Source organism: Streptomyces sp. NPDC054883, assembly GCF_053610645.1.
Genome location: NZ_JBSGYT010000083.1, coordinates 1 through 16,942, shown reverse-complemented (window position 1 = coordinate 16,942; position 16,942 = coordinate 1). Strand labels below are relative to the sequence as shown.

18 protein-coding genes are annotated in these 16,942 nt (G+C 71.5%); all 18 read left to right on the top strand.

The window, feature by feature from the left end; all coding sequences use genetic code 11:
• Positions 1 to 144: 144 nt before the first annotated feature.
• The 18 genes from ACWGH1_RS34335 (at position 145) to nusB (ending at position 16,896) form a co-directional block, all read left to right on the top strand.
• The gene (locus tag ACWGH1_RS34335) at positions 145 to 756 is read left to right on the top strand and encodes a vitamin K epoxide reductase family protein (protein ID WP_453357811.1); all 612 of its coding nucleotides are present in this window, start codon (positions 145 to 147) and stop codon (positions 754 to 756) included.
• A 41-nt stretch (positions 757 to 797) separates the two neighbouring features.
• On the top strand, positions 798 to 2,153 hold the full coding sequence (locus ACWGH1_RS34330; RefSeq protein ID WP_453409327.1) for a replication-associated recombination protein A: 1,356 nt from the start codon (positions 798 to 800) through the stop codon (positions 2,151 to 2,153).
• 480 nt (positions 2,154 to 2,633) lie between these two features.
• A complete protein-coding gene (rpsD, locus tag ACWGH1_RS34325; protein ID WP_030026606.1) occupies positions 2,634 to 3,245 on the top strand; it encodes a 30S ribosomal protein S4 in 612 nt (203 codons plus the stop codon).
• Positions 3,246 to 3,425: 180 nt separating this feature from the next.
• The gene (locus ACWGH1_RS34320; protein ID WP_453356864.1) at positions 3,426 to 3,854 is read left to right on the top strand and encodes a DUF948 domain-containing protein; all 429 of its coding nucleotides are present in this window, start codon (positions 3,426 to 3,428) and stop codon (positions 3,852 to 3,854) included.
• An 8-nt stretch (positions 3,855 to 3,862) separates the two neighbouring features.
• The gene (locus tag ACWGH1_RS34315) at positions 3,863 to 4,216 is read left to right on the top strand and encodes a DUF6167 family protein (protein WP_453356865.1); all 354 of its coding nucleotides are present in this window, start codon (positions 3,863 to 3,865) and stop codon (positions 4,214 to 4,216) included.
• A complete protein-coding gene (gene alaS, locus ACWGH1_RS34310; RefSeq protein ID WP_453409326.1) occupies positions 4,216 to 6,900 on the top strand; it encodes an alanine--tRNA ligase in 2,685 nt (894 codons plus the stop codon). Before ACWGH1_RS34315 ends, alaS begins: the two co-directional genes overlap by 1 nt.
• Before the next feature lie 2 nt (positions 6,901 to 6,902).
• Positions 6,903 to 7,373, top strand: a complete 471-nt coding sequence (ruvX, locus tag ACWGH1_RS34305; protein ID WP_453409325.1) for a Holliday junction resolvase RuvX — start codon at positions 6,903 to 6,905, stop codon at positions 7,371 to 7,373.
• A gap of 126 nt (positions 7,374 to 7,499) precedes the next feature.
• Positions 7,500 to 9,203 (top strand): endolytic transglycosylase MltG, encoded by a 1,704-nt coding sequence (gene mltG / locus ACWGH1_RS34300; protein WP_453356421.1) that lies wholly within the window; start codon positions 7,500 to 7,502, stop codon positions 9,201 to 9,203.
• Between the two features lie 158 nt (positions 9,204 to 9,361).
• Entirely contained in the window at positions 9,362 to 10,192 is an 831-nt protein-coding gene (locus tag ACWGH1_RS34295; RefSeq protein ID WP_453356420.1) for a shikimate dehydrogenase, read from the top strand.
• Positions 10,193 to 10,231: 39 nt separating this feature from the next.
• Positions 10,232 to 10,423, top strand: a complete 192-nt coding sequence (locus tag ACWGH1_RS34290; protein WP_453356419.1) for a hypothetical protein — start codon at positions 10,232 to 10,234, stop codon at positions 10,421 to 10,423.
• 114 nt (positions 10,424 to 10,537) lie between these two features.
• Positions 10,538 to 11,722 (top strand): chorismate synthase, encoded by a 1,185-nt coding sequence (gene aroC / locus ACWGH1_RS34285; RefSeq protein ID WP_453409324.1) that lies wholly within the window; start codon positions 10,538 to 10,540, stop codon positions 11,720 to 11,722.
• A complete protein-coding gene (locus tag ACWGH1_RS34280) occupies positions 11,719 to 12,237 on the top strand; it encodes a shikimate kinase (protein ID WP_453355617.1) in 519 nt (172 codons plus the stop codon). Before aroC ends, ACWGH1_RS34280 begins: the two co-directional genes overlap by 4 nt.
• Positions 12,234 to 13,325 carry a 3-dehydroquinate synthase gene (gene aroB, locus ACWGH1_RS34275; RefSeq protein WP_453355618.1) on the top strand — a complete coding sequence of 364 codons (1,092 nt, stop codon included), beginning with the start codon at positions 12,234 to 12,236 and terminating at the stop codon, positions 13,323 to 13,325. Before ACWGH1_RS34280 ends, aroB begins: the two co-directional genes overlap by 4 nt.
• Positions 13,322 to 13,762 (top strand): type II 3-dehydroquinate dehydratase, encoded by a 441-nt coding sequence (gene aroQ / locus ACWGH1_RS34270; RefSeq protein ID WP_453355619.1) that lies wholly within the window; start codon positions 13,322 to 13,324, stop codon positions 13,760 to 13,762. The genes aroB and aroQ overlap by 4 nt, the downstream gene beginning before the upstream one ends.
• A gap of 115 nt (positions 13,763 to 13,877) precedes the next feature.
• A complete protein-coding gene (locus ACWGH1_RS34265) occupies positions 13,878 to 14,666 on the top strand; it encodes an AAA family ATPase (RefSeq protein WP_453355620.1) in 789 nt (262 codons plus the stop codon).
• Between the two features lie 60 nt (positions 14,667 to 14,726).
• A complete protein-coding gene (locus tag ACWGH1_RS34260) occupies positions 14,727 to 15,833 on the top strand; it encodes a M24 family metallopeptidase (protein ID WP_453355621.1) in 1,107 nt (368 codons plus the stop codon).
• 59 nt (positions 15,834 to 15,892) lie between these two features.
• Positions 15,893 to 16,459, top strand: a complete 567-nt coding sequence (efp, locus tag ACWGH1_RS34255) for an elongation factor P (RefSeq protein ID WP_351375249.1) — start codon at positions 15,893 to 15,895, stop codon at positions 16,457 to 16,459.
• A gap of 2 nt (positions 16,460 to 16,461) precedes the next feature.
• Complete coding sequence (gene nusB, locus ACWGH1_RS34250; RefSeq protein ID WP_453409323.1) at positions 16,462 to 16,896, top strand: transcription antitermination factor NusB; 435 nt, start codon at positions 16,462 to 16,464, stop codon at positions 16,894 to 16,896.
• Positions 16,897 to 16,942 lie beyond the last annotated feature (46 nt).

Sequence of the window (16,942 nt, the reverse complement as noted above, 5' to 3'; positions counted from 1 at the left end):
GGCCGGGGGAGTGTCCCCCGGCCCGCCCCCTTTGTCGTCGGCGGCCGCGGAAGTCCGTCCTTATCCACAACGAACGGCCCCGGACGACCCCCGTACGGCACAATGGCCGGTGCTTGATGACCTTGCAGATGTGGAGCGGGCGGGATGACGACTACAGGCGCTGACGTGGGCACCGCCCGGACCTCCGGCGGCAGCCGGGCCCTGGCGCTGCTCCTGGTGATCACCGGCGCGGCGGGGCTGGTGGCCGCCTGGGTGATCACCATCGACAAGTTCAAGCTGCTGGAGGACCCGAACTTCACGCCGGGCTGCAGCCTGAACCCGATCGTCTCCTGCGGCAACATCATGAAGAGCGAGCAGGCCGCCGTCTTCGGCTTCCCCAACCCGATGCTGGGGCTCGTGGCCTACGGGATCGTGATCTGCGTCGGCATGAGCCTGCTGGCCGGGGCCCGCTTCGGGCGCTGGTACTGGCTCACCCTCAACGCGGGCATGCTGTTCGGCGTCGGCTTCTGCACCTGGCTGATGTACCAGTCGCTGTACAACATCAACTCGCTGTGCCTGTGGTGCTGCCTCGCCTGGGTCGCCACGATCTTCATGTTCTGGTACGTGACCGCCCACAACGTGCGCACCCGGATGCTGCCGGCCCCCGGCTGGCTGCGGGGCTTCCTCGACGAGTTCCCCTGGGTGCTGCCCGTGCTGCACGTGGGGATCATCGGGATGCTGGTCCTCACGCGCTGGTGGGACTTCTGGACCTCCTGACGCCCCCGTGGCTGTCAGTGGCCTCGCATAGGCTTTCCCGTGTGGAACCAGATCTCTTCACCGCCGCCGCCGAGGACCGCCAGGAGAAGGACCCGTCCAGTTCTCCGCTCGCCGTCCGCATGCGCCCGCGCACCCTGGACGAGGTCGTGGGCCAGCAGCACCTGCTCAAACCCGGCGCGCCACTGCGGCGGCTGGTCGGGGAAGGCGCCGGGGGACCGGCCGGCGCCTCGTCGGTGATCCTTTGGGGCCCTCCCGGCACCGGGAAGACCACGCTGGCCTACGTGGTCAGCCAGGCGACGCAGAAGCGGTTCGTGGAACTGTCGGCGATCACCGCGGGCGTCAAAGAGGTGCGTGCCGTCATCGAGGGCGCCCGCCGGGCGGCCGGCGGGTACGGCAAGGAAACCGTCCTCTTCCTCGACGAGATCCACCGGTTCAGCAAGGCCCAGCAGGACTCGCTGCTCCCGGCCGTCGAGAACCGCTGGGTGACCCTCATCGCGGCGACCACCGAGAACCCGTACTTCTCGATCATCTCGCCGCTGCTCTCGCGCTCCCTGCTGCTGACGCTGGAGCCGTTGACGGACGACGACCTGCGCGCGCTGCTGCGGCGCGCGCTCACCGAAGAGCGGGGACTGGGCGGTGCGGTGACCCTGCCGGCCGACGCCGAGGCGCACCTGCTGCGCATCGCCGGCGGAGACGCGCGCCGGGCGCTGACGGCGCTGGAGGCGGGGGCCGGGTCGGCGATCGCCAAGGGCGAGCCCGAGATCACCCTCCGGACGGTGGAGGAGGCGGTCGACCGCGCCGCCGTCAAGTACGACCGGGACGGCGACCAGCACTACGACGTGGCGAGTGCGCTGATCAAGTCGATCCGGGGCTCGGACGTGGACGCGGCGCTGCACTACCTGGCCCGGATGATCGAGGCGGGCGAGGACCCCCGGTTCATCGCGCGGCGCCTGATGATCTCCGCGAGCGAGGACATCGGGCTGGCGGACCCGACGGCCCTGCCGCTCGCGGTCGCGGCGGCGCAGGCGGTGGCCATGATCGGCTTCCCGGAGGCGGCGCTGACCCTGTCGCACGCGACGATCGCCCTGGCGCTGGCCCCCAAGTCGAACACCGCGACGACGGCGATCGGCGCGGCCCTGGCGGACGTGCGGGCGGGCCTGGCCGGCGCGGTCCCCGCGCACCTGCGGGACGGCCACTACAAGGGCGCGGCCAAGCTGGGCCACGCGGTGGGCTACGTCTACCCGCACGACGTGCCGGGCGCGATCGCCGCCCAGCAGTACGCGCCGGACGAGGTCCAGGGCAAGCGGTACTACGAGCCGACGCGCTACGGCGCGGAGGCGCGGTACGCGGACGTGGTGGAGAAGGTCCGCGAACGCCTGCGCGGCGAGCGCGGCTGACCGCCTCCCGGGTGGATCTCCGCCCACCGCCGCCTCGGATACGATGGTCCACGGACACCGGCGCCCGATCCGTGATCTCGATCACTGTGGCGGGGCCGGGATCCTGGGCGTGTGCGGCTGCCCGGCAGCCGCGGAGTCCTTGGGAACAAGGAGGATCGCGTCCCCGTCCGGGGTGACGGCCGAAGCGGCCGGCTCCCCTGTGCCCCGCTGCGCCGGCTCCCGACTGTCAGGAGCATCCGGCGACGTGGGGGATACTGAGGCGTTGGACTCTACGAGGGTTCGTACGCGTTCGGCTCCGGTGAGCTGCCGAACGCCTTCCCTGGGACGCGGCTGACCTTGCTTAACGTCGTCGAAAGCGGATTCCGTTTCGTTGGAACCCGAACTTCGGTGCGCACTGGGCAGGGGGATCCCATGTGGTCGAGACATTACGTCTTCCTCGTCAAGGTAAGCCTCACCTGACTACATGGAGGTAGGTTCCACGTGAACCAGAAGCGACCCAAGGTCAAGAAGTCGCGTGCCCTCGGCATTGCGCTGACCCCGAAGGCCGTCAAGTACTTCGAGGCCCGCCCCTACCCGCCGGGCGAGCACGGCCGTGGCCGCAAGCAGAACTCGGACTACAAGGTTCGTCTGCTCGAGAAGCAGCGTCTGCGCGCCCAGTACGACATCTCTGAGCGCCAGATGGCTCGCGCCTACGACCGCGCCAAGAAGGCCGAAGGCAAGACGGGCGAGGCGCTGGTCGTCGAGCTCGAGCGTCGCCTCGACGCCCTGGTCCTGCGTTCGGGCATCGCCCGCACCATCTACCAGGCCCGTCAGATGGTCGTTCACGGCCACATCGAGGTCAACGGTGCCAAGGTCGACAAGCCGTCGTTCCGTGTCCGCCCGGACGACGTGATCACGGTCCGCGAGCGCAGCCGCGAGAAGGTTCCGTTCCAGGTTGCCCGTGAGGGTGGCTACGCAGGCGAGGGCGAGACCCCCCGTTACCTGCAGGTCAACCTGAAGGCCCTGGCCTTCCGCCTGGACCGCGACCCGAACCGCAAGGAAATCCCGGTCATCTGCGACGAGCAGCTCGTCGTCGAGTACTACGCCCGCTGATCTTCCGGCGGTCGTAGCCTCACAGGCTGGTCAGCCCGCCGGTTCCCCCTCGGGGGAGCCGGCGGGCTTCCTGCTTTCCCGGCCGGGCCGGTATTCCGGTACGGCCGGGGATCTCCGGCGCGATAGGGTCGGAGAAGACTTTTCATACGCAGTGATCAACGTGCAGAGAGCGGTGCAAACGTGTCCGGTGGAGAGGTGGCCGGGATCCTTGTGGCCGTCTTCTGGGCCATTCTCGTCTCCTTCCTCGCCGTGGCGTTGGTGAGACTGGCCCAGGTGCTCAAGGCGGCCACCAAGCTCGTCGCGGACGTGACCGAGCAGGCCGTCCCGCTGCTCGCGGACGCCTCCACCACCGTGCGCTCCGCCCGCACCCAGCTCGACCGGGTCGACGCCATCGCGAGCGACGTCCAGGAGGTCACGTCCAACGCCTCCGCGCTGTCCTCGACCGTGGCCTCCGCCTTCGGCGGCCCGCTGGTCAAGGTCGCGGCCTTCGGCTACGGCGTGCGCAAGGCCCTGGGCAGGACCGACGCCGAGCCCACCAAGACCCCCCGACGCACTGTGATCGTCGGCCGTACGGTGCCGGCCGCCCGGCGCCGGAAGCAGAAGGGCTGAGACCTCCGATGTTCCGCCGAGCCTTCTGGTTCACCGCCGGCGCAGCCGCCGGCGTGTGGGCCACCACCAAGGTCAACCGGCAGCTCAAGAAGCTGACCCCGGAGAGCCTCGCCGCGCAGGCCGCCGACAAGGCCGTCGAGGCGGGCCACCGCCTCAAGGACTTCGCCCTGGACGTCAAGGCGGGAATGACGCAGCGCGAAGAACAGCTGAACGACGCACTGGGGCTGCACCAGGACCCTGACCGGCCCGGCAGCGTCACCGCCCTGCCCGGGCCGCGCCGGATGCGGGGCATCGCGCCCGACCCGCACGACCAGACCACCCACCGCCCGAAACTTTCGTACAACCGGAATGAGGACCACTGATGGAGTCGGCTGAAATCCGCCGCCGCTGGCTGAGCTTCTTCGAGGAGCGCGGTCACACCGTTGTCCCTTCGGCGTCGCTCATCGCGGACGACCCGACTCTGCTCCTGGTCAACGCGGGCATGGTCCCCTTCAAGCCGTACTTCCTCGGCGAGACCAAGCCCCCGGCCCCCCGGGCCACCAGCGTGCAGAAGTGCGTCCGTACGCCGGACATCGAAGAGGTCGGCAAGACCACCCGCCACGGCACGTTCTTCCAGATGTGCGGCAACTTCTCCTTCGGCGACTACTTCAAGGAAGGCGCCATCAAGTACGCCTGGGAGCTGCTCACCAGCTCAGTGGCGGACGGCGGCTACGGCCTTGAGCCGGAGAAGCTCTGGATCACCGTCTACCTCGACGACGACGAGGCCGAGACGATCTGGCGCGAGAAGATCGGCGTTCCCGCCGAGCGGATCCAGCGCCTGGGCAAGAAGGACAACTTCTGGTCCATGGGCGTCCCCGGACCCTGCGGCCCGTGCTCCGAGATCAACTACGACCGCGGCCCCGAGTTCGGTGTCGAGGGCGGCCCGGCCGTCAACGACGAGCGGTACGTGGAGATCTGGAACCTGGTCTTCATGCAGTACGAGCGCGGCGCCGGCGACGGGAAGGAAGACTTCCCGATCCTCGGCGACCTGCCGTCGAAGAACATCGACACCGGCCTCGGCCTCGAACGTCTCGCCATGATCCTGCAGGGCGTGCAGAACATGTACGAGACCGACACCCTGCGCGTGGTCATGGACAAGGCCACCGAGCTGACCGGTGTCCGGTACGGCGCCGCGCACGACAGCGACGTCTCGATGCGCGTGGTCGCCGACCACATCCGCACCTCCGTGATGCTCATCGGCGACGGCGTCACCCCGGGCAACGAGGGCCGCGGCTACGTGCTGCGCCGCATCATGCGCCGCGCCATCCGCAACATGCGCCTCATGGGCGCCACCGGCCCGGTCGTCCACGACCTCGTGGACGTCGTGATCAACACGATGGGCCGGCAGTACCCGGAGCTCGTCACCGACCGCAAGCGCATCGAGACCGTCGCCCTCGCCGAAGAGGCCGCCTTCCTCAAGGCGCTCAAGGGCGGCACGAACATCCTCGACACCGCCGTGACCGAGACCAAGGCCGCCGGCGGCACCGTGCTCTCCGGCGACAAGGCGTTCCTGCTCCACGACACCTGGGGCTTCCCGATCGACCTCACCCTGGAGATGGCCTCCGAGCAGGGCCTCGCCGTGGACGAGGCCGGATTCCGCCGCCTGATGCAGGAGCAGCGCGACCGCGCCAAGGCCGACGCCAAGGCCAAGAAGACCGGCCACGCCGACGTGTCCTCGTACCGGGAGATCGCCGACAGCGCCGGCGCCACCGAGTTCACCGGCTACGCCACCACGCAGGGCGAGTCCACCATCGTCGGCCTGCTGGTCAACGGCGTCTCCGCGCCCGCCGCCTCCGAGGGCGACGAGGTCGAGGTCGTCCTCGACCGCACCCCCTTCTACGCCGAGGGCGGCGGCCAGCTCGCCGACCAAGGCCGGATCAAGCTCGACTCCGGGGCCGTCATCGAGGTCCGCGACGTCCAGCAGCCCGTCCCCGGTGTCTCCGTGCACAAGGGTTCGGTGCAGGTGGGCGAGGTGACGGTGGGCGCCTCCGCGTACGCCGCCATCGACGTCCGGCGCCGCCGGGCCATCGCCCGCGCCCACTCCGCCACGCACCTGACCCACCAGGCGCTGCGCGACGCCCTCGGCCCGACGGCCGCCCAGGCCGGTTCCGAGAACTCGCCCGGTCGGTTCCGCTTCGACTTCGGCTCGCCGAACGCCGTCCCCGGCACCGTCCTCACCGACGTCGAGCAGAAGATCAACGACGTGCTCTCCCGCGAGCTCGACGTCACCGCCGAGATCATGAGCATCGACGAGGCGAAGAAGCAGGGCGCCATCGCCGAGTTCGGCGAGAAGTACGGCGAGCGCGTGCGCGTCGTGACGATCGGCGACTTCTCCAAGGAGCTGTGCGGCGGTACGCACGTCGGCAACACCAGCCAGCTCGGCCTGGTCAAGCTGCTCGGCGAGTCCTCCATCGGCTCCGGGGTGCGCCGCGTCGAGGCCCTGGTGGGCGTGGACGCGTACAACTTCCTCGCCAAGGAGCACACGGTCGTCGCCCAGCTCCAGGAGCTGGTCAAGGGCCGCCCCGAGGAGCTGCCGGACAAGATCGCCTCCATGCTCGGCAAGCTGAAGGACGCCGAGAAGGAGATCGAGAAGTTCCGCGCGGAGAAGGTCCTCCAGGCCGCCGCCGGGCTCGCCGAGAACGCCCAGGACATCCGCGGCGTGGCCCTCGTCGTCGGCCAGGTGCCCGACGGTACCGGCGCCGACGACCTGCGCAAGCTGGTGCTCGACGTGCGCGGCCGCCTCGGTCAGCTGTCGGGGCAGGGCGGCCGTCCGGCCGTCGTGGCCCTGTTCACCGTGGCGAACGACCGCCCGCTGACCGTCATCGCCACCAACGAGGCCGCCCGCGAGCGCGGTCTCAAGGCCGGTGACCTGGTCCGCGCCGCCGCCAAGACCCTCGGCGGCGGCGGTGGCGGCAAGCCCGACGTGGCCCAGGGTGGCGGCCAGAACCCGGCCGCCGTGCCGGAGGCCATCGCCGCGGTCGAGCGCCTCGTCACCGAGACGGCCTGACGATGACACTGCGCCGCGGCCGCCGACTGGCCATCGACGTCGGGGACGCCCGGATCGGGGTCGCCTCCTGCGACCCCGACGGGGTGCTGGCCACGCCGGTGGAAACCGTGCCGGGCCGGGACGTCCCGTTCGCCCACCGGCGGCTGCGGCAGCTCGTGCAGGAGTACGAGCCGCTCGAAGTCGTGGTCGGCCTGCCCCGCTCGCTCAGCGGGCGGGAGGGGCCGGCCGCGGCCAAGGTGCGCGCCTTCGCGGGCGAACTCGCCAAGGGCATCAAGCCGGTGACGGTCCGTCTGGTGGACGAGCGGATGACCACGGTCACCGCGGCCCAGGGGCTGCGGGCCTCGGGGAAGAACGCCAAGAAGGGGCGGGCGGTCATCGACCAGGCGGCCGCCGTGGTGATCCTGCAGAACGCTCTTGAGACCGAACGGGTATCAGGTAATCCGCCCGGTGAGTGCGTCGAAGTGGTTGTCTGATCGCGATACGGTAACGTTCCGCGCGATGTGGCGGCATTCGAACAGCCGTCGCCCACCACTTCAGAGGCGGAACCGGGTGCCGCGGCAACGAAGCCGCTGCCTCCGTCTCGCGGCTCTAGGGGACCGATGACTGAGTATGGCCGGGGCCGCGCCCCCGAACCGTGGCACCCCGAGGACCCCCTGTACGGGGACCAGGGGTGGAACGGGCATCCGGCCCAGCAGGGTCAGATGCCTTACGCCGGTGGACCGCAGCAGCAGTACGCGCAGGCGCCGCAGCACCAGGACCCCCAGTTCCAGGACCCGCAGCAGTACCAGCAGCACCCGGACCAGTTCCAGCAGCAGTACCAGCAGTACGAGCAGGAGGGCTACCTCCCGCACCAGCAGTACCAGCCGAACGACCAGCCGCAGCCGCAGCCGGCGTACGGGGGCCAGCCGTGGGACACCGGCCAGGGCCAGTACGCCGGCGCGCCCGCGCCGGTGGACCCGTACGCGGGTGCGGAGCCGTACGCCCAGCAGACCGGCGGCGGCTTCCCCGGCGAGGCCCCCGACCTGTACGGCACCCCGGAGGCCTTCCCGCCCCCGGTGCCCCCGAGCCGGCGCCACCTGGAGCCGGAGCCGGGGAGCCAGGACGGCGACGTCCTGACCGAGGACCCCGAAGAGGACACCGACGAGCTCCCGGCGGGCGAGGGCGACGGCCGCCCGGGCGGCGGAGGCCGCCGATCCGGCCGTTCGAAGAAGGCCAAACCCAAACGCCGCGGGATGTCCTGCCTGATCGCGGCCGTGGTGGTCACGGCGGTGCTCGGCGGGGGCGGCTACTACGGCTACACCTTCATCAAGGAGCGGTACGGCCCCGGCGAGGACTACGCGGGCCCGGGCCTCGAAGAGACGGTCGACGTCGAGATCCCCAAGGGCGCCACCCTCGGCCAGATGGGCAGCATCCTGGAGAAGGCCGGTGTCGTCGCGAGCGCCAAGGCGTTCGTGAGCGCCGCGAACACCCCCAAGGGCAAGGGCATCCAGCCGGGCACCTACCCGTTGAAGAAGAAGATGTCCGCCGCGGCCGCGGTCGCGCTGATGACGGACCCCTCGAAGCTCAACGTCCTGACGATCGCCGAGGGCTCGCGCAACGTCCAGATCTACGACGCCATCGACAAGAAGCTCGGGCTCCAGGAAGGCACCACGAAGAACGTAGCCGGCAAGGAGTTCAAGAACCTCGGTCTCCCGGACTGGGCGAACACCAACAAGGACATCAAGGACCCGCTGGAAGGGTTCCTCTACCCGGCGCGCTACGACCTCACCAAGGACATGAAGCCGGACGCGCTGCTCAAGCAGATGGTGGCGCGGGCGAACGAGGAGTACACGAAGTCCGACGTCAAGGGCCAGGCCGCCAAGCTGGGTCTGAAGAGCCCGCTGGAACTGGTCACCGTCGCGAGCCTCGTCCAGGCCGAGGGCAAGTACCCGCACGACTTCGTCAAGATCTCCCGGGTCGTCTACAACCGCCTCAAGCCCGGCAACACCGAGACGTACGGCCTGCTGGACTTCGACTCCACGGTCAACTACATGAAGGGCCAGAGCACGCTCGACATCGGGTCCGTCAATGACCTGCGCAAGATCGACGATCCCTACAACACCTACAAGATCAAGGGCCTGCCGGCCGGTCCGATCGGCAACCCGGGTGCGGAGTCGCTCAGGGCCGCGATCAACCCCGAGCCCGGCCCCTGGTACTACTTCGTCTCGGTCAACGAGAACAAGACCCTGTACGCGGTGACCAACGAGGAGCAGAACCGCAACCGCGCGGAGTACGAGAAGGAGCGGCAGAAGACGGCGCAGTAGGCCCGCGCGGCGCCCCCCCCGCCGTCCACGGACCCCGCGTCCGGGACGGCGAGGGCGGCCGTTCGTCCGGTATCGCGGCTGGGGTACTGTTTTGCGCGCCCGGGGCAGGCCCGGCCGGCCGCGCGCACGCGGGGCCCACGCGAGAGGGGCGACGCAAAATGCAGCCGACAGTGCGGCGGGCCGCGGTGCTGGGTTCGCCCATCGAGCACTCCCTCTCACCGGTGCTGCACCGGGCCGCCTACCGCGATCTCGGGCTCGACCACTGGTCCTACGACCGGTTCGAGATCGACGAGGCCGCGCTGCCCGGGTTCATGGCCGGCCTCGGACCCGAATGGGCGGGGCTGTCGCTGACCATGCCGCTCAAGCGGGCCGTCATGCCGCTGCTCGACGGCGTCAGCGACACCGCGGCCTCCGTCGAGGCCGTCAACACCGTCGTCCTCACCGAGGACGGCCGCCGCCTCGGCGACAACACCGACATCCCGGGCATCGTGGCCGCCCTGCACGAGCGCGGCGTCGACAAGGTCCCGGCCGCCGCGATCCTCGGCGCCGGCGCCACCGCTTCCTCGGCGCTGGCCGCGCTCGCGCGGATCTGCACCGGCGAGGTCACCGCGTACGTCCGCTCCCGCGCCCGGGCCGACGAGATGCGGCGGTGGGGCGAGCGGCTCGGCGTCGGCGTCCGCACGGCCGACTGGTCGCGGGCGGCCGAGGCGCTGGCCGCGCCGCTGGTCGTCGCCACCACCCCGGCGGGCGCCACGGACGAGCTGGCCCCCGCCGTGCCCCAGGCCCCGGGCACCCTGTTCGACGTCCTCTACGACCCCTGGCCCACGGCGCTGGCCGCCGCCTGGTCCGGCCGTGGCGGCGCCCTCGTCGGCGGCCTCGACCTGCTCGTCCACCAGGCCGTGCTCCAGGTCGAGCAGATGACCGGCCGCACGCCCGGCCCGCTCGCCGCCATGCGGGCCGCCGGAGAGCGGGCCCTCGCCGCCCGCTAGGGTCGGCACCGGCGGTATCCGGGGGCGAGGGGGGTTCGGGTGGACGCGATCGGGACCGGTCAGGCGCTGGCATCCAGGTGGGATGCGGCGTACGGCGTCGCGGTGTTCGCCCGGGTGCTGCTCGGTACGCTTCCGGCCTGGGCGAAGTGGACCATCGGCTCCCTCCTGGCCGCCGCGGCCCTCTGGGAGGGTTTCCAGTGGTGGCGCCGGCGTGGGACGGCCGTCCGATAGCTGGACCGGAGCGCGGTGTACGGGTGCGGACGTGGGAGGATCGGGTACGGCGGGTCCGGGCCGCGCACCCCGATCGCGCCGTGGCTGTACCAGGCGCGAGCATGAGGAGCATCGTTGAGCAGGTTGCGTTGGCTGACCGCAGGAGAGTCGCACGGACCGGCCCTGGTGGCGACGCTGGAGGGCCTTCCCGCCGGCGTCCCGGTCACCACCGAGCTGGTGGCCGACCACCTGGCCAGGCGCCGGCTCGGCTATGGCCGCGGTGCCCGGATGAAGTTCGAGCAGGATGAGATCACCTTCCTCGGCGGCGTCCGGCACGGGCTCTCCCTGGGGTCCCCCATCGCGGTCATGGTGGGCAACACCGAGTGGCCCAAGTGGGAGACGGTCATGTCGGCCGACCCGGTGGACCCCGCCCTCCTCAAGGACACCGGCCGCAACGCGGCGCTGACCCGCCCCCGCCCCGGCCACGCCGACCTCGCCGGCATGCAGAAGTACGGCTTCGACGAGGCCCGCCCGATCCTGGAGCGCGCCAGCGCCCGGGAGACGGCCGCCCGCGTGGCCCTCGGCGCGATCGCCCGGTCCTTCATCAAGGAGACCGCCGGCATCGAGATCGTCTCCCACGTGGTCGAACTCGCCGCCGCCAAGGCCCCGTACGGCGTCTACCCGACCCCCGCCGACGTCGAGAAGCTCGACGCCGACCCGGTGCGCTGCCTCGACGCCGATGCCTCGAAGGCGATGGTGGCCGAGATCGACCAGGCCCACAAGGACGGCGACACCCTCGGCGGCGTCGTGGAAGTGCTCGCGTACGGCGTCCCCGTAGGCCTCGGATCGCACGTGCACTGGGACCGCCGGCTCGACGCGCGCCTCGCTGCCGCGCTCATGGGCATCCAGGCCATCAAGGGCGTCGAGGTCGGCGACGGCTTCGAGCTGGCCCGCGTGCCCGGTTCGCAGGCCCACGACGAGATCGTCAGCACCCCCGAGGGCCTCAAGCGCACCACCGGCCGTTCCGGCGGCACCGAGGGCGGTCTGACCACCGGCGAACTGCTGCGCGTGCGCGCCGCGATGAAGCCCATCGCGACCGTGCCGCGCGCGCTCGCCACGGTCGACGTCGCCACCGGCGAGGCGACCGTCGCCCACCACCAGCGCTCCGACGTCTGTGCCGTCCCGGCCGCGGGCATCGTCGCCGAGGCCATGGTCGCGCTCGTCCTGGCCGACGCCGTCGTGGAGAAGTTCGGCGGCGACTCCGTCCCCGAGACCCGCCGCAACGTCCGCTCGTACCTCGACAACCTGCAGATCCGGTGACCGGCGGCCCCCTGATCGTCCTCGTCGGACCCATGGGATCCGGCAAGTCCACGGTGGGCGGACTCCTCGCCGGGCGGCTCGGCGTCCCCTACCGGGACACCGACGCCGACATCGTCGCCGCCGAGGGCCGCGAGATCGCGGACCTCTTCGTCGACGAGGGCGAGCCGTACTTCCGTGAGCTGGAGCGGCGGGCGGTCGCGGCCGCCGTCGCCGAGCACACCGGAGTCCTCGCGCTCGGCGGCGGGGCGGTCCTCGACGAGGGCACCCGCGAGCTGCTCGCGGGCCTGCCCGTCGCCTACCTGTCGATGGACGTCGAGGAAGCGGTACGGCGCGTCGGCCTCGGCGCCGCGCGCCCGCTGCTCGCCGTCAACCCGCGCCGCCAGTGGCGCGAGCTGATGGACGCCCGGCGCCACCTGTACACCGAAGTCGCGCGCGTCGTGGTGACCACCGACGACCGCACCCCCGAAGAGGTCGCCCAGGCGGTCCTCGACGCTCTGGAGTTGAAGGACGTATGACAGACCAGGTGACGCGGATCAACGTCGGCGGCAGCGCGGGACACGCGCCGTACGACGTGCTGGTCGGCCGGCAGCTGCTCGGTGAGCTCGGCGCGCTGATCGGTACGAAGGCCCGGCGCGTGGCCGTGATCCACCCCGAGGCGCTCGCCTCGACGGGCGAGGCGCTGCGGGACGACCTGGCGGCGCAGGGCTACGAGGCCGTCGCCATCCAGGTGCCGAACGCCGAGGAGGCCAAGACCGTCGAGGTCGCGGCGTACTGCTGGAAGGCGCTCGGCCAGTCCGGGTTCACCCGTACCGACGTGATCGTGGGCGTGGGCGGCGGCGCCACCACCGACCTCGCGGGCTTCGTCGCGGCGAGCTGGCTGCGCGGCGTGCGCTGGATCGCGGTCCCGACCACCGTGCTGGCCATGGTGGACGCGGCCGTGGGCGGCAAGACCGGCATCAACACCGCCGAGGGCAAGAACCTCGTCGGCGCCTTCCACCCGCCCGCCGGGGTGCTCTGCGACCTCGCGGCCCTGGAGTCGCTGCCGGTGCACGACTACGTCAGCGGCCTCGCCGAGATCATCAAGGCCGGGTTCATCTCGGACCCGGCGATCCTCGACCTGATCGAGGCGGACCCCGGGGCGGCCCGCACGCCCGCCGGACCGCACACCGCCGAACTCATCGTGCGTTCGATCCGGGTCAAGGCGGACGTGGTCTCCAGCGACCTCAAGGAAGCCGGGCTGCGGGAGATCCTCAACTACGGCCACACGCTCGCGCACGCCATCGAGAAGAACGAGCGCTACAAGTGGCGCCACGGCGCGGCCGTCTCCGTCGGCATGGTCTTCGCCGCCGAACTGGGCCGGCTCGCGGGCCGGCTGGACGACGCGACCGCGGACCGGCACAAGGCGGTGCTCGCCTCCGTCGGGCTGCCGCTGACCTACCGCGGCGACCAGTGGCCCAAGCTGCTGGAGACCATGAAGCTCGACAAGAAGTCCCGCGGCGACCTGCTGCGCTTCATCGTGCTCGACGGGCTGGCCAAGCCGACGGTCCTGGAGGGCCCGGACCCGGCGGTGCTGTTCGCCGCCTTCGGCGAGGTCGCCGCGTGAGCCGGCGCGTCCTGGTCCTGAACGGCCCGAACCTGGGCCGGCTCGGATCGCGCGAGCCCGACGTGTACGGGGCCACCTCGTACGCCGGGCTGGTGGAGAGCTGCCGGGCGGTGGGCGGGGAGCTCGGCTTCGAGGTCGAGGTCCGCGAGACCAACGACGAGGGCGAGCTGGTCCGCTGGCTGCACGAGGCGGCGGACGGCAAGATCCCGGTCGTGATCAACCCGGGCGCCTTCACGCACTACTCGTACGCCATGCGCGACGCCGCCGCGCAGCGCACCGCCCCGATGATCGAGGTGCACATCTCCAACCCGTACGCCCGCGAGGAGTTCCGGCACACGTCGGTCATCGCCTCGGTGGCCACGGGTACGGTGGCGGGCTTCGGCATCGGCTCGTACCGGCTGGCGCTGCGGGCGCTGGCGGACGAAGTCGACGCCTGAGCCGGTCCCGGCCGCACCCCGGCGCGCGTCCCGCCGCGGGGGTGGGCCGGGTCCGGTCCGCAGTCAGATAACGTTCTCGCATCAGTCGGGCCGGAACGAGACGGAGTGGCAGCGGATGCAGCAAGAAGTGGGGGGCGGCGGCTGGGGGCAGTCGGGACAGCACCCGCAGGCACCCCCGCAGCCGCCGATACCCCCGGCGCCGGGCTGGCCCGGGTCCGGGCAGCCCACGCCGTCCGCCCGGCCCCCGGCGCCGGAGAGCGGATACGTTCCGCTGCCGCCCGCGCAGCCGCCGTCGCCGGACGCCACCGGGCACATCCCGCTGCCGCCGGCGGTCGCCGCCGGCACCGGCGCGGCCACCCTCGCGGTGCTGCTGATCGGCCCGGCGGGCGCGGGCAAGACGACCGTGGCCCGGCACTGGGCCGCCACCCGGCCGGTGCCGACCGCGCACGTCAGCCTGGACGACGTCCGCGAATGGGTCTGCTCGGGCTTCGCGGACCCCCAGGCGGGCTGGAACGACCACTCCGAGGCCCAGTACCGCCTCGCCCGCCGCACCTGCGGCTTCGCCGCCCGCAACTTCCTGGCGAACGGCATCTCCTGCATCCTGGACGACGCCGTCTTCCCGGACCGGCCCGTGGTGGGGCTGGGCGGCTGGAAGCGGCACGTGGGCCCCGCCCTGCTGCCCGTCGTCCTCCTGCCCGGCCTGGAAGTCGTCCTGGAGCGCAACGCGGCCCGTTCCGGGAACCGCCGGCTCTCCGACGAGGAGGTCGCCCGGATCCACGGGCGGATGGCCGGCTGGTACGGATCCGGTCTGCCGATCATCGACAACTCCCAGCTCGACGTGGAGGGCACGGCCCGCGCGCTGGACGAGACCCTGGCCCGGGTCATCGGCCCGCCCGCCCATTGACGGCCCCGGACGGCGGCGCTCGTCAGGCCGGATCGGCGGTGCGCTCGTACGCTCGAATACATGTCAGACGTGTACGCGGCCCGTCGGGCCCTGCTTCGCGACCGCTGCGCCGCCGCGGGCAATGCCGCCGCGCTGATCACGCGTCCGGCGAACGTCCGCTACCTCACCGGCGCCTCCCCGCCGGGGGCCGTCCTGCTGGTCGGTACGGCCGATGACATGCTGTTCTGCGCCGGCCCGCCGACCGGGGAGAACGACGAGGGCCGTCTGGACGAACACCTGCGGGTCACGGTGCTGGGCGCCCCGGGCGGGGATCCCGCCGTGGCCGCGGCCGATCTGGCCGCCTCCGCACGGGCCGACTCTCTCGCGGTCGAGGAGCACCACATCACCGTCGCCCGCCACCGGGCCCTGCACTCCGTCGCGCCGAAGCTGCGCCTGGCGGACCTCGGGCCGTCCGTGGAGCAGCAGCGCCTCGTCAAGGACGAGGAGGAGATCGCCTGCCTGCGCATCGCCGCCGAGATCGCCGACCAGGCCCTCGGCGAGCTCCTGGAGTCGATCCTCGTCGGCCGTACCGAACGCCACCTCGCGCTGGAGCTGGAACGCCGGCTGGTCGACCACGGGGCGGACGGCCCCGCCTTCCCCACCTCGGTCGGCACCGGCCCGCACTCCGGGCGCTCCCGGCACCGGCCCTCCGACCGCCGGGTCGAGGAGGGTGATTTCCTGTCCGTGTGCCTCGGCGCGAACTACCGGGGCTACCGCTGCGAGATCGGCCGTACGTTCGTGATCGGCACCACCCCGGCCGCGTGGCAGATCGAGCTGTACGACCTCGTGTTCGCCGCCCAGCGGGCCGGGCGGGAGGCGCTCCTGCCGGGCGCCGCCTACCGCGACGTCGACCACGCGGCGCGCTCCGTCATCGACTCGGCGGGGCACGGCGAGGCGCTGGCAGCGTCCACCGGACACGGCGTCGGCCTCGAAATCGACGAGGACCCGCAGCTTGCACCTACGGCCATGGGTAAACTGGACGCTTGCGTGCCGGTCACCGTCGAACCGGGGGTTCACCTCCCGGGCCGGGGAGGTGTCCGGATCGATGACACGCTCGTCGTACGCCCCGAGGCGGACGGCGGTCCAGAGCTACTCACCATTACGACCAAGGAGCTGCTCGCGCTCTAGCCCGCTCGGCGGGGCTGTGCGCGCACCCGTGGTCTTCCAGTGCAGGAGATTCCGCAACCGTGGCTTCCACGAACGACCTCAAGAACGGCATGGTGCTGAAGCTCGACGGGGGCCAGCTCTGGTCCGTCGTCGAGTTCCAGCACGTCAAGCCCGGCAAGGGCCCGGCCTTCGTGCGCACCAAGCTCAAGCACGTGCTCTCCGGCAAGGTCGTCGACAAGACCTTCAACGCCGGCACCAAGGTCGAAACGGCCACGATCGACCGCCGTGACATGCAGTTCTCGTACATGGACGGCGAGTACTTCGTCTTCATGGACATGGAGACCTACGACCAGCTGATGGTCGACCGCAAGGTCGTCGGCGACGCCGCCAACTTCCTGATCGAGGGCTTCACCGCCTCGGTGGCCCGCCACGAGGGCGAGGTGCTCTACGTCGAGCTGCCGGCCGCCGTCGAGCTGGTCATCCAGCACACCGACCCGGGCGTCCAGGGCGACCGCTCCACCGGCGGCACCAAGCCGGCGACGCTGGAGACGGGCCACGAGATCCAGGTCCCGCTCTTCGTCTCCACCGGCGAGAAGATCAAGGTCGACACCCGCACCAGCGACTACCTCGGCCGGGTGAACAGCTAACCGTGGCTGCCCGGAGCAACGCGCGAAAGCGCGCTTTCCAGATCCTCTTCGAGGCCGATCAGCGCGGCGTGTCCGTGCGCGAGGTCCTCGCGGACTGGATCCGCCACGCGCGGTCGGACGACCGGCAGCCGCCGGTCAACGCCTTCACGATGGACCTTGTCGAGGGGTACGCCGACAAGGTGAACCGCATCGACGACCTGATCGTCACCTACGCCGTGGACTGGGACCTCGACCGCATGCCGGTCGTGGACCGGAACATCGTCCGGCTCGGCGCGTACGAGCTGATCTGGGTGGACGACACCCCGGACGCCGTGGCGATCGACGAAGCGGTCCAGCTGGCCAAGGAGTTCTCCACGGACGAGTCGCCCTCGTTCGTGAACGGACTGCTGGGCCGTCTGAAGGAGCTGAAGCCCTCGCTGCGTCGCGACGAGGCGTAGCGGGCACCGGAAGGCCGGGAGCCCCTGAGCATGCCGGAGGGCCCGC